The 11971-nt window shown below is 71.5% G+C and carries 10 protein-coding genes; 4 read left to right on the top strand and 6 right to left on the bottom strand.

The window, feature by feature from the left end:
* The first annotated feature begins 7 nt into the window (after positions 1 to 7).
* Positions 8 to 592: a hypothetical protein gene (locus WME79_RS18810; protein WP_437537659.1), complete on the top strand. Its 585-nt coding sequence runs from the start codon at positions 8 to 10 to the stop codon at positions 590 to 592.
* Here the strand turns inward: WME79_RS18810 and WME79_RS18805 are convergent.
* Together WME79_RS18805 and WME79_RS18800 are read right to left on the bottom strand one after the other, a co-directional pair.
* The gene (locus WME79_RS18805) at positions 564 to 1535 is read right to left on the bottom strand and encodes a hypothetical protein (RefSeq protein WP_437537657.1); all 972 of its coding nucleotides are present in this window, start codon (positions 1533 to 1535) and stop codon (positions 564 to 566) included. The two genes, WME79_RS18810 and WME79_RS18805, sit on opposite strands and share 29 nt — an antisense overlap.
* A 42-nt stretch (positions 1536 to 1577) precedes the next feature.
* Positions 1578 to 2576, bottom strand: coding sequence for a cupin domain-containing protein (locus tag WME79_RS18800; protein ID WP_437539877.1), 999 nt, complete (start codon positions 2574 to 2576; stop codon positions 1578 to 1580).
* A 127-nt stretch (positions 2577 to 2703) separates the two neighbouring features.
* On the opposite strand from WME79_RS18800, the gene WME79_RS18795 reads away from it, so the two are divergent.
* Together WME79_RS18795 and WME79_RS18790 are read left to right on the top strand one after the other, a co-directional pair.
* Positions 2704 to 3531, top strand: coding sequence for an SDR family oxidoreductase (locus WME79_RS18795; RefSeq protein WP_437537653.1), 828 nt, complete (start codon positions 2704 to 2706; stop codon positions 3529 to 3531).
* On the top strand, positions 3528 to 4037 hold the full coding sequence (locus tag WME79_RS18790; protein ID WP_437537650.1) for a DUF4345 domain-containing protein: 510 nt from the start codon (positions 3528 to 3530) through the stop codon (positions 4035 to 4037). The genes WME79_RS18795 and WME79_RS18790 overlap by 4 nt, the downstream gene beginning before the upstream one ends.
* A 134-nt stretch (positions 4038 to 4171) precedes the next feature.
* Here WME79_RS18790 and WME79_RS18785 read toward each other — a convergent pair whose 3' ends face one another.
* Positions 4172 to 7261: a tetratricopeptide repeat protein gene (locus tag WME79_RS18785; protein WP_437537647.1), complete on the bottom strand. Its 3090-nt coding sequence runs from the start codon at positions 7259 to 7261 to the stop codon at positions 4172 to 4174.
* Between the two features lie 340 nt (positions 7262 to 7601).
* Complete coding sequence (locus tag WME79_RS18780; RefSeq protein WP_437537645.1) at positions 7602 to 8789, bottom strand: hypothetical protein; 1188 nt, start codon at positions 8787 to 8789, stop codon at positions 7602 to 7604.
* 259 nt (positions 8790 to 9048) lie between these two features.
* On the opposite strand from WME79_RS18780, the gene WME79_RS18775 reads away from it, so the two are divergent.
* A complete protein-coding gene (locus tag WME79_RS18775) occupies positions 9049 to 9501 on the top strand; it encodes a hypothetical protein (RefSeq protein ID WP_437537642.1) in 453 nt (150 codons plus the stop codon).
* Positions 9502 to 9577: 76 nt separating this feature from the next.
* Here WME79_RS18775 and WME79_RS18770 read toward each other — a convergent pair whose 3' ends face one another.
* Both WME79_RS18770 and WME79_RS18765 read right to left on the bottom strand, forming a co-directional pair.
* Positions 9578 to 11113: a sensor histidine kinase gene (locus tag WME79_RS18770; protein WP_437537639.1), complete on the bottom strand. Its 1536-nt coding sequence runs from the start codon at positions 11111 to 11113 to the stop codon at positions 9578 to 9580.
* Entirely contained in the window at positions 11110 to 11781 is a 672-nt protein-coding gene (locus WME79_RS18765; protein ID WP_437537636.1) for a response regulator transcription factor, read from the bottom strand. Before WME79_RS18765 ends, WME79_RS18770 begins: the two co-directional genes overlap by 4 nt.
* Positions 11782 to 11971: the final 190 nt, after the last annotated feature.

Here is an 11971-nt window from a genome sequence, read left to right as displayed (position 1 = left end):
ACCCTCCGTGCACCGTCGCCATGCGCTCTGGATCCTGATGCTCTGCCTGGCTCCCCTGCTCGCCGCGTGCGGGCACCCCTGGAAGACCATGCGTGAAGCCGTGCCGAACCCGTTTTACGGCCAGGGGCGCTTCGGGGTCGTCCCGATCGTGTTCTACGGCCTGCAGGTCGGCGACGGCTCCGAGGCCGACTGGATGGCGGAGAAGGACGCCGAGCAGCAGCAGAGCTGGCAGGAGGACAAGGCGGCGATGAACGAGGAGTTCACGGAGGCGCTGATCGCGACGGCGGCGTCGGAGGGCGTCGCCATCGTCAGGGCGAGGAGCGCAGCCGACGCGCCGTTCTTCCTCCGCGCGAACGTGACCTTCTACGAGCCCGGCATCTTCGCGGTCGTGCTCAACAAGAACACGCGCCTCAAGGCGATGGTGCAGCTCACCGATCCGGCCGGGGGCGTGTTCGACGAGTTCTTGATCGACACCGCGGTGCCCGCCTCGTTGACCAACCCATCGAGCGGCGGGCGCGCGCGGACCGCGGCGAGCCAGCTCGGGAAGCTCGCCGCGAGGTACATCATCCACCGCGTCCAGGGCGAGGACTGAGCGCTGCAAGCGTCGCCTCGGCCGACGGCGCGGCGAGCCCTAGCTCCGTCGCTCCGTAGCGCGCGAGCGCCCGGCGGTCTGCCGGCGAGAGCGGCCGCGCGCCGAGCGCCTTCGCCGCCGCGGCGGCGCCCTCAGCACAGGACGCCGGCACGCTCGATCCGTAGCGCAGCGCCCGGTGCGTCCGGATCATCGCGAGCACGTCGAGCGACGCGCCCGCGTAGTGCGCCACCTGATCGAGAAGGAACGTCGCCAGGGGCCGCGGCACGGGCACGCTGTCGAGCGCGTCGGTCAGGCGGAGCTCGTAGACGACACGCTGCTTCGACGGCAGGAACGTGGTCCGGTCGAACGTCGCGTCGCACGAGAGGAAGATCTGCGACGTCGGGACCAGCACGCGGACGGACGGGGCCACGTCCCACGCGGCGATCGTGTGGTTCCACGTCGGCCAGAAGAGGCCGACCCCGCGGACGTCGAGCCGGCGCGCGAGCCCGGCGAAGAGCGCCGAGAGCTCGTCGCACTCCGCCGTCGCCGAGGGCCCGGCCGACGACGCGAGCGGAGGGCTCTGCCTCCACGCGGCCCAGATGTGCCATGCGGTCGGGTTGCGATCGGTGATGCTCCAGCGGAGCCGGAACGGACCGCCGTCACGCGTCATCTCGAAGAGCGTCCGGACGCGCACGTAGTCGCGGACCCGCCCGGCGCCGCATTCGAGCCCGTGCTCCGCGCAGAAGCGCTCGGCGTCGGGGCGCCGCGCGTCGGCGGCGCACGCGTCGATGCGCTCGCCGAGGCGGACGGCGAAGTCGCGCATCGGCAGCGCGTCCGGGAGCGCCTGGCTCTCGGTGGCGGCGCAGGTCTCGGCGCGCGCGGGGGCAGCCGGCGCGGTCAGCGCCGCGGCCAGCGCGAGCGCGAGCAGGTGATGCGGTCCGGGGGACGAGCGGCGGTTCGGCATCCCCCTCCATCGCGCGGCGGCAGCAGAGTGTGACCAGATCGGTCACGGCCGGGCGCCCGCCCTCGGCGCGTGCTCCGTCGCCGGAGCGCCGCGGCGCACGCTGCCCGGCGGCACGCCGAACGCCCGTTTGAACGCCCTGCAGAACGCCGCCTCGGACCCGTAGCCGACGCGCCGCGCGATGTCCGAGAGGGGCTCCGACGTCTGCTGGAGGTGCGCGCGGGCGAGCTGCATCCGCGACTCGGCCAGGTAATGCATCGCGGGCTCGCCGACCAGCTCGGTGAACCGCGCCGCGAACGCCGAGCGGGACATGCGCGCCTCGCGGGCGAGCGACACGAGGCTCCACGGGCGCTCCGGCGAGCGGTGCATCGCGGACAGCGCGCGCCCAACGTGCTCGTCCCGCATGGCGGCGAGCCAGCCGCGGCCCGCTTCGGGCGACGAGCCGAGCCATGACCGGATCGCCTGGACGACGAGGACGTCGGCGAGCCGGGTCATGATCGTCTCCCCGCCCGGGCGGAGGGTGAGCGCCTCACGAGAGATGAGGCGCAGCGTGCTGTGGATCCAGCCGGTATCCTCGTCGTCCCACGTGTCGATGTGCAAGACCCGGGGGAGCTGCGCGACGAGGCGCCGGGCGACGACGTGATCGAAGCGCATCGCGGCGTACGTGACGTGCGTGACCTCGCCGCCTCCGCCGTAGCGCATGATCTCGTATCGATCGCTGACCTGCTCGACAGGGATCTCGAACAGCGGCGCGGTGCGCGCGCGGGCGCTGCTGCGAAAGCGGTGCGGCGTACCATGCGGGATCAGCGTGAGGCTTCCCTGCTGGAGGCGCATCGGCGGCGCCCCGTCGACCTCGAGCCAGCAGTGCCCCGCGGTGATCACCTGGAGCGTCATCAACCCTTCCAGCGAGGGCACGTCGATGCCCCACGGCGCGGAGAGCTCGGCGCGACAGTAGAGGGTGCCCGTCAGCCGCAGCAGGTGCAGCGACTCTCCGAGCGGGTCCGGGGCAGGAACAACGCTGCGAGCGCTCGACACGCGCGACAGCGTGCCCGAGCCTCGACCAGACGTCCATCACTCCTGGACGAACGGCAAATAGTGTCGGACTTCCGATGATTGCTCGTCCCTCCATGGCGCCGCACGTTGGATGAGGCACCACACAGCAAGGAGCATCATGTCCAATCGTCCAGGCACCCTCCTCGTCATCGGCTCGACCGGCAAGACCGGTCGGCGGGTCGTCAACCTGCTCGCGGAGCGCGGCTATCCCGTCAGAGGCGTCTCGCGACGCTCGAACCCGCCGTTCGTCTGGGAAGACCCGTCGACATGGCGGAAGGCGCTCGAGGGCGTCAGCGCCGTGTACATCTCGTACTGCCCGGATCTGGCGGCGCCCGGCGCCCCGGCGACGATCGAGGCGTTGATGTCGACCGCGGTCGACGCGGGCGTCACGAGGCTGGTGCTCCTCTCGGGTCGGGGTGAGACCAACGCGGAGAGATGCGAGAACATCGTGCGGGCTTCGGGCGTGAGCTTCACGATCCTCCGCGCGAGCTGGTTCTCCCAGAACTTCACCGAGGGCCACCTGCTCGAGCCGGTCCATCAGGGCGTGATCGCCCTGCCGGCAGGCGATGTCCAAGAACCGTTCATCGACGTCGACGACATCGCAGACGTCGCGGTGGCTGCGCTCACCGACGGCCGCCACGCTGGCCGGCTCTACGAGCTCACCGGACCGCGCCTCCTGACGTTCGGAGAGGCCGCGGCGGAGATCTCGGCCGCCGCGGGTCGGCAGGTCGACTATGTCGCCATCTCGTCAGACGCCTTTCGTGCCGCCCTCACCGAGACCATCGGGCCTGACGGCGCCGATCTCCTCACGAATCTCTGCGACGAGGTCTTCGACGGCCGCAACGCGTCGCTCGGGAGCGGCGTGCACGATGCCCTGGGCCGGCAGCCCCGCGACTTCGGCGACTTCTGCCGCGCCGCGGCAGCGTCCGGAGCGTGGCAGCGATGAGTCTCCCCGGCGGAGCGGCCCGGGGGGCAATCGCGCCCGGCGTCGCGACGATTCCCATCGCGAAGGGAGCAGCGAACCTGGACGCCCCGCGGCTCGCGACGGCGACGCTGTTCGTCTCCGGCCTGGTGCTCTTCGGGATCGGCGGCGCGTCGCTCGTCGCGCCCGTCGCCTTCCATGCGAGCAGCGGGATCTCGCTCGGCGAGAGCAGCAGCCTGCTCAGCGAGACACGGGCCGTAGGGGGCTCGCTCCTGGGCGCCGGCGCGGTGATCTTGCTCGGTGCGTTCGTCTCACGACTGGCGTTCACCGCGAGCGTGCTCGGCGCGGTGATGTACCTCTCCTACGGCCTCTCCCGCCTGCTCAGCATGGCTGTGGACGGGATGCCGGCGCAGGAGCTCGTGCTGGCGACCGCCGTGGAGCTCATCCTCGGCCTCCTGTGTGTCGCGGCGCTCGTCGCGCATCGCCGACGCGCAGGCGGCCCGACACAGGTTGAGGCGACGCGGGGGTGAGGCGCCCCGCAGGGCCAACCCGGGTCAGGCCGCAGCAACAACGGCAGTTTTTCATTGTGCGGCGCAGACGTGGCAACCGCCCACCGGATCGCCCGAGGGGCAGCTGATCACGCGCAGACGCGCGCGGGTGCTCATCAGAGATCACCAGGCAAGGTTCGGTCTGCATCCACGTCAAAGTCGAGCGGTGCGAGGCTGCTGGACCCGCTACGCGCCGCTTCGACATCCCGATGCTGACCGGCGCTGTCGGACGCCGCGATGAGGGCAAGCTGACCGTGGATCCACCCGATCGAGTAGGGATCCTGGATACGCTGGTAGAGGGCGAGCGACTGCTCGTAATGAGCGCGGGCAGCGTTGGCATCGTTGCGAACGAAGGCGATGGCGCCAAGGCTCATGATGCAGTTCGCCTCGCCGCGCACGTTTCCCACCTGCTGATAGAGCGGCAGCGCCTGGTCGTAGCGCGCCCTCGCCTCCTCGTGTTGCGAGCGCGCCAGCGCGATATCCCCGAGGCCCTGGATGCAGTTCGCCTCGCCGAGCACATTCCCCACGTGCCGGTAGAGCGGCAGGGCCTCGTCGTAGCGCGCCCTCGCCTCGTCGTGCTGCAAGCGCGCCAGCGCGATGTCGCCGAGACGCTTGATGCAGTTGGCCTTGCTCAGCACGGCGCCCACCTGCTGGTAAAGCGGCAGCGCCTGATCGTAGCGCGCCCTCGCCTCGTCGTGCTGCAAGCGCGCCAGCGCGATGTCGCCGAGACGCTTGATGCAGTTGGCCTCGCCGAGCACATCGCCCACCTGCTGATAGAGCGGCAGCGCCTGATCGTAGCGCGCCCTCGCCTCGTCGTGCTGCGAGCGCGCCAGCGCGATATCCCCGAGGCCCTGGATGCAGTTGGCCTCGCCGAGCATATCGCCCACCTTCTGATAGAGCGGCAGCGCCTGGTCGTAGCGCGCGCTCGCATCCTCGTGCTGCGAGCGCGCCAGCGCGATGTCCCCGAGGCTCCGGATGCAGTTGGCCTCGCCGAGCACGTCGAGCAGATTGCCGGCTTGGCGGTAGAGCGGCAGCGCCTGATCGTAGTACGCCCTCGCATCCTCGTGCTGAGAGCGCGCCCGCGCGATGTCTCCGAGGCTCTGGAAGCAGTTGGCCTCGCCGAGCACATGCCCCACCTGGCGGTAGAGCGGCAGCGCCTGGTCGTAGCACACCCTCGCCTCCTCGTGCTGAGAGCGCGCCCGCGCGATGTCTCCGAGGCTCCGGATGCAGTTGGCCTCGCCGAGCGCATGCCCCACCTGCCGGTACAGCGGCAGCGCCTGGTCGTAGCGCGCCCTCGCATCCTCGTGCTGCGAGCGCGCCCGAGCGATGTCCCCGAGGCTCTTGATGCAGTTGGCCTCGCCGAGCACATACCCCACCTGCCGGTAGAGCGGCAGCGCCTGGTCGTAGCGCGCCCTCGCATCCTCGTGCTGCGAGCGCGCCCGAGCGATGTCCCCGAGGCTCTCGATGCATGTCGCCTCTCGCCGCCTGTCGCCGGCGCGCCGCGCCACCTCGAGCGCTCGCCCGAGGGACAACGGCACCGTGTTCCCGGAGAAACGCGCGAAGCGGGTCAATGCTACCGCCGCATCCATCCATCGTTCCGTGCCGGCCTCCTCGAGCCCGCACCGGATCATCGCGTCCACGTTCGCCGTCTCCGCCGCGAGCCGCACCGCGGCCTCCGCGCCGCTGGTTCTCCCTGGCACCGGACCGAGCGTGCGCGCCAGCTCGCCATAGTGCTCCATCGCTCGCCCGTGATCCTCTACGGACGGTTGATGTACCGCCTTCACGTACTCGCGCACGGGCGAGAGCATCTTCAGCCGGCCGCCCTCGAAATAGGCCAGACCCACCTGCGCTAGCGCGCGCGCCGCTGCCGGTCCCGCGCCTGGCTGCAGCGCCGCGAGATCCCGCTGCGCGATCCCGTCCGGGAGCAACGCCAGGACCGACAGCAGGCGGCGCGCCCCAGCCGTCATCCTTGGAGACCCAAGCGATAGCTCCAGCGAGGCCTTCCAGCTCCGGAGCCGGTTGCGCGCTCCGCTGTCGCGCTCCAGCACCGCCGTCCGGCGCGCCTCCCACTCCTCTTGCAGGTTGATCAGGTCGTTGCCCTGGGCCGCGTGCGCGAGCAGCGCGATCGCCAGTGGAACGCCCTCCTGCAGTGAAAGGAGCGCCGAGAGCCCCGGCTTCCGCCGGTGCATCTCGCCCGCGATCGCGCAGAACATCTCCTCGGCCTCGGCCGCGTTGAGCGGCCGTAGCTCCAGCGGAGGGGTCCAAGCGACCCGGCCAGGGCGGCCCGCGCCCCGCACCGACACCACGAGGGCCAGCTCCGGCAGCGCCGCGAGGTCCGCGAGCAGCGCTTCGGTCCCGGCCTGGTCCTCGCCGTCCCAGGGGGTCTCCAGGTTGTCCAGCACCAGCACTGCCGGCTCCGCGGCGAGAAACGACAGCGCTCGCTGCCAGACATCCGGTCCAGAAGCGACGCGCACCGCGGCGGCGAGCGCCGCGGTAGCCGCCTCCGCGTCCGGCGCGGCGTCGAGCGGCACGAAGAAGCGCCGCTCCCCGAAATGGGCCACGATCTTGGGCTGGTGCAGGACCGCCAGGCTGACCGTGCTCTTGCCGATCCCCGCTGGTCCGAGGAGCAAGATGCGCTCGGGCGGCTCGCGCAGGAGCGCCGCGCCGAGGGTCTCGACGACGGCGTCGCGGCCGATGCACCGCTCGGCGCGCGGCAGCCCCGCTGCCAGCGTGCGGCGGCCGCCGGCGGACGGCCGCCGCCCGACGACGCCCTCGGCCACCGCGCGCAGGCCCCGCGCGACCTCCGTCCAGGCCTGGTTCCGGTCCGGAAAGGCGCCGACCGGCGCTTGCCTGGGCAGCGGGATGAGCTTGCCGAACTCGGTCCATTCCCAGGTGCAGTGCTGGACGAGCACCGGCACGACCTCGACCTCGCCCGCAGCGCGCCGGGCCAGCGCTCGCGCCGCCTCTTCGTGGACGTGGCGATCCGAGGCCAGGAACGCAGGGCTCACCAGCAGCACCACGACCTCCGCCGCCTCGAGCCTCGCCAGCGCCTCGGTCGCCGGCTCTCCGCCGGCGTGGACCCGGCCGTCGTGCCAGACCTCGACGACCCTCTGCCGTTCCAGGGGCTTCAGGTGGGCCACGAGCTCCGCACACAGCGCGGCGTCCGCGGCGGCAGAGGAGAGGAACAGACGAACCGGTGCCGACATTGCGCGCAGGCCTGCGGCCTGCGCTGGCGAGCTTACGGAGTTCGCGGTGGGCTGAATAGGTGCGGCAGCGCCCGACCGAGTCGCCCGGGCAACTCGCTGGCCGAGGGCAGACGCCGCGACCCGACCCACGTTGGGGTGGTACCGCGAGAAATGCCCGGCCGCAGGGAGGCTCCAGCGCTTCGAGCTTGCCGACAGGAGCGGCCACCGGCCGAGGCCGGTCTCCCCGCGCGGAGGAGGCGGGAGAGCAGCCCGGGCTGGTCAACGCATCAGCGCCGGCCGCGCGGGTGAGCGTCGGGCGACCCCTGAGAGCGGCGCCAGGGCCGGGCGCGACCGGCCGCGCTCACTCGATGGTCGACGCCGTGACCATGATCGGCGTGTCGTCGTGGTTCGAGATCTGCGGATAGGTCGGGTACCACGACCCGCCGATGTTGTTGGTGATCACCGACCGGTCGATGACGATGTTTCCGGTGTGATCGTTGCTCACGAAGAAGATCGCGCTCCCGTACGCGTTCACCTCGTTTCGCTCGATCCGGGTCCCGCAGAGCGTGAGCGTCATCGTGTTGCCGTCGTTGTAGATGGCCCCGCCGCTGCCGCCGCCCGGCGTCCCGTCCTCCGCGGGGTTGCCGCCGTCGCCGAGCGCGCGGTTGTGGGAGAACAGGCTGTTGATGACCGTCCAGGAGACGCCGATGCTGCTGATCCCGCCGCCGTTCGCGCACTCGTTCCCGTAGCCTTCGGCGCCGCCGAAGGTGCTGTTCACCACGTAGAGCGGAAGGCCGTTGTACTGCATGAACGCCCGGATCCCGGCGCCGCCGAGGTCAGGGCCGGTCGGATCACACACGTTGTTGAAGAAGCGTGAGTTGACGACCTTCAGGCGCCCGCCTTGCGCGAAGATGGCTCCGCCGCCCTCGTCGTCATCGTTCGTCGAGTTGCCCCCGAGGAACGTGAGGTTCTGGACCGTCAGGCGCGGGTGGTCCTGATTGTCGCAGTTCGGCGTCGTCCAGACCTGCGCCTCGTCGCAGGTGTTCATGTAGAGGATCCGCCGCTGCCCGCCGCCGCTCAAGGTCACGAGCCCGCCGCCGTCGATCACGATCTCGGGGCCGGTATCGTTGAAGATCTTCGCCGTCTCCTCGAGCGTGATGGTGATCGGCTCCGGGCCGCAATTGAATGTGATGATGCCGCCAGCCGCGACGGCGCTGACGACCGCCTCCGAGGTGCAGCTCTCCGGCGTCCCGTCGCCGATCACCGTCGTCGGTGACGAGGTGTCGACAGCCTGAGCCTCGGCCGGAACAGCGCAGCTCCCCTCCGGGTTGCCTGCCGCGGGGCCATCGCCTTCGTGCACCGGAGGCTCCGGGGTCGAGCCGCCCGAGCCCGGGCCGGCTCCCGAGGAGCTCACGCCAGGCCCCGAGGAGCTTGTCGCTCCGGCGCCACCCGTGCCTGGCCCCCCGTCACCCCCATGCAGGTCGTCCCCGCAAGCCGCAACCACGGTCGCCATCGACAAGCACAAGATCAGTCCCAGCGATCGCCGCATCACGCCCTCCTCGATCCGAAAGGTTTTGCTCAGCGGCGTGGACACCTCTCGGGCCGCTCGCTCCTCGCGTGGCCAGTCGCCAGCATCATCGCAGGGTACCTCCGTCGCGCGGCGGTCCGCTCATCGATCCCACAGCGACCAAAGAGCCCATGGCACACCCGCGACACGGATGTCCCCCGAGATCAGCCGATGCGCCCTGTGAGGTTGGGGGCACACACCAGGCACACACGTTGCAGTGAGAGCTCACCGGAGGGACGAGATGCACAACACGGCGTGGATGGTCGCGGCGGTCCTGGTGGTCGGCTGTGGCGGGGCGGACTTGCCCGAGGGCTGGGAGGATGCGGAGGCGATCGAGGGCCTCACCCAGAGCGAGTGCAAGGCGGGCGCGTACGACGAGACGGTGCAGGAGGCGCTCGTGGCTACGCCCGAGCGCGGCGCTGTTCACCTCGAGTACCGCGCCGCGCAGTTCCGATGCGATCAGGAGGTGGAAGGGTTCGTCCGGATCGCCGACAGCAGGGTGGATGTGCTCGTGCAGCCCGTGGACATGGACCCCGGATCCGTGGCCGGGTGCGACTGCCGCTATGACATCGGTATGGCGATCGAGGGCCTGAGCAAGGGGGCTTTTGCCGTCGAGCTGTACCGCCGCTGGGACAACATCAACGATCCCAACGATCCGAAGAAGATCAGCTCTACCGAGGTGGAGATCCCCTGAGATCACAGCGTCCCATCGAGGGCGAGGCGGCGCCTCGCGCCGTCGGCGGTGTCCCTGCTCGCCTGCGGCGGAGCATTCAGGCGTCGCGCGGGCCGGACCGCTCCCCCTCGAGCTCCACCTCGAGCCCGCCTGGCTCCGACGGCCGCAAGCTGAGGCGGAAGCCGTGGAGCTCCGCCGCGCGGTAAGCGATGTGCAGCCCGAGCCCCTGCCCGTCCGGCGCGCGCGTGCGCGCCTGATCCGCGCGCGCCCCCCGCTCCACGAGCCTCGATAGCGCGCCGGGATCGATGCCCGGTCCATCGTCGAGCACCCGCAGCGAGAAGCGATCGGGCGGGGTCGGCTCGAGGATGACGGCAACATGCCCGCCCGGCCGGTTGTAGCGGACGGCGTTGTACGCGACATTGCTCACCGCCTGCTCGATCAACGTCACGTCCGCCTGGACGATGAGCGGCTCGGGGGGCACGGCGCCCTCGATCGCCACGCCGGCCTGGCGCGCGATCGGGCGGTGGCGGCCGATGACCCGCAGCACGAGCGCGTTGAGGTCCACGTCGCTCCGCTGGAGCGCGGCCTCCGCCGCGTCGAGGCGCGCCACGGTCGCGAGGTTGTGCACGAGCGACGCCATGTAGTGCGCCTCGTCCATCGCCGAGACGATCACGCCCACGTCGACGGGCTGGCCCTCGGCCGCGCGCTGCCGGAGCGTCGCGAGGTGTCCCTGCAGCACGGTCAGCGGGATCATCACGTCGTGCGTCGTGTTGGCGAGGAAGTGGCGCAGCGCCTCCTCGCGCCGGTCCTTCTCCCTGAGCTGCGCGCGGATCTCACCGCCCGCTGCGTTGAACGCCCGCGCGAGCTCGCCGATCTCGTCGCGGCCGTCGACCTCGACGGCGCTCCCGTAGCTCGTGGAGGCCGAGCGCCGCACGGCCTCGGTGAGCTTGCGGATGCGCCGCACGACGGGGCCCGCGGCGAGGAGCACCGCGCCGAGCACGACGGCCATGGGGAGGAGCCAGAGCTCGGTCGCGGGGAGGATGGATCCCCACGCCGGGTCGGTTGTCCCGCGCGCCAGGACGAACGCGCAGGGCCCCGCGCTCCAGGGCATGCGCACGAGCACCTCGACCTCGTCGCTCCCCCACGCGAACGGCTGGACCGCGACGTCGTCCTGCTGGATCGTCGCTGCGAGCGCCTCATCGATGGCGGGCGCGGCCGGGTTTTGCGCGCGGAGCTGCGCGTCGTACGCGAACAGCACGGCCGGCCGCGCGCGAGGTCGCTTCCCGAACCCATCCGGCGGGGGCGGCGGCGGGGGCGGACGCTCGGCGGGCGGCGGGCCCTCGTCCCCCGGGCGCTCCCCCGGCGGAGGCCCGCGGCGCGGTGGAGGTCCGCCTGGCGGGCCAGGGCGGCCTGGGCGCGCGCCCGGGCCGGGGCCGCGCGGGGTCTCGCCGCCCCAGGACGCCGGAGCCGCCTCGCATTCCTCGCGCCCCGCGGCCATGCGCGCGTGGACGAACTCGGTGAGGATCCGCTCCGCGGCGCGGTGCTGCAGGACCGCGTCGTACCAGGAGAGCGCGAGCATCACCGGGAGCACCGCGGCGATGGTCGTGACGGCGAGCCGCTGGCGGAGCTTCACGCTTCCTGCTCGGCGACCAGCCGGTAGCCGATCCCCCAGACGGTCTCGATGAACGTTCCGCGCCCGAGCTTCTTGCGCAGCCGCGAGACGTGGACATCGAGCGTGCGCTCGGTGCCGTCGCGCTCCGGATCGAGGGCGCGCTCCACGAGCCACCGTCGCGTCGCGGCCGCGCCTGGCCGCTCCGCCAGCGCGGCGAGCAGGCTGAACTCCACGCGGGTGAGCTCGACGCGCTCGCCCCGCACGTGGACCTCGCGCCCCGCGCGATCGATGCGCAGCGGACCGACCTCGATGACATCGCCGCGCTCGAGCGCCGGGCGGCGGAGGCGCGCGCGCACGCGCTCGACCAGCTCCTCGGGCCAGAACGGCTTGGTCATGTAGTCGTCCGCGCCGAGCTTCAGCGCGCGGACCTTGTCCGCCGTATCGTTGCGGGCGCTGAGCACCAGGACCGGCACATCCGAGCGCTCGCGCAGGTCCTTGAGCATGTCCATCCCGTGGGCGCCCGGGAGCATCAGATCCAGCACGACGAGCTCGACCTCCGGCAGCGCGCCCGGCGGAAGGCGGCGGCCCTCTCTCCACCACGTCGGCTCGTACCCGGCGTCCCGCAGGCGCTGGACGACCTGCGCGCCGAGGTCCTGATCGTCCTCGATCACCAGCACACGCTTCGACATCGCCTTCCTCGCGCCCCGCGCTCGTCCGGAACGCGGACGATCCTAGAGCGACAAGCGGATCAAAACCGCCAGAAAAGAGCAGAAATTCGAACCGCCAAGCGCGCCAAGAACGCCAAAGACGCCAACATAGTGTTCTGTTCTTGGCGGCCTTGGCGCCTTGGCGGCTCATTTCACGCTCGATCCACGAGTT

Origin of the sequence: Sorangium sp. So ce726 (assembly GCF_051521405.1) — a bacterium.
Classification (GTDB): domain Bacteria; phylum Myxococcota_A; class Polyangia; order Polyangiales; family Polyangiaceae; genus Sorangium.
Note: the sequence above shows the minus strand (reverse complement) of the source record. Positions and strands in the feature narration are given on the sequence as shown.

What these genes read in the sequence shown, in the direction of transcription:
- WME79_RS18805 (WP_437537657.1), bottom strand. Translation starts at nt 1,535, where the DNA reads ATGCCGAACCGCCGCTCGTCCCCCGGACCGCATCACCTGCTCGCGCTC.
- WME79_RS18795 (WP_437537653.1), top strand. Translation starts at nt 2,704, where the DNA reads ATGTCCAATCGTCCAGGCACCCTCCTCGTCATCGGCTCGACCGGCAAG.
- WME79_RS18790 (WP_437537650.1), top strand. Translation starts at nt 3,528, where the DNA reads ATGAGTCTCCCCGGCGGAGCGGCCCGGGGGGCAATCGCGCCCGGCGTC.
- WME79_RS18785 (WP_437537647.1), bottom strand. Translation starts at nt 7,261, where the DNA reads ATGTCGGCACCGGTTCGTCTGTTCCTCTCCTCTGCCGCCGCGGACGCC.
- WME79_RS18780 (WP_437537645.1), bottom strand. Translation starts at nt 8,789, where the DNA reads ATGCGGCGATCGCTGGGACTGATCTTGTGCTTGTCGATGGCGACCGTG.
- WME79_RS18775 (WP_437537642.1), top strand. Translation starts at nt 9,049, where the DNA reads ATGCACAACACGGCGTGGATGGTCGCGGCGGTCCTGGTGGTCGGCTGT.
- WME79_RS18765 (WP_437537636.1), bottom strand. Translation starts at nt 11,781, where the DNA reads ATGTCGAAGCGTGTGCTGGTGATCGAGGACGATCAGGACCTCGGCGCG.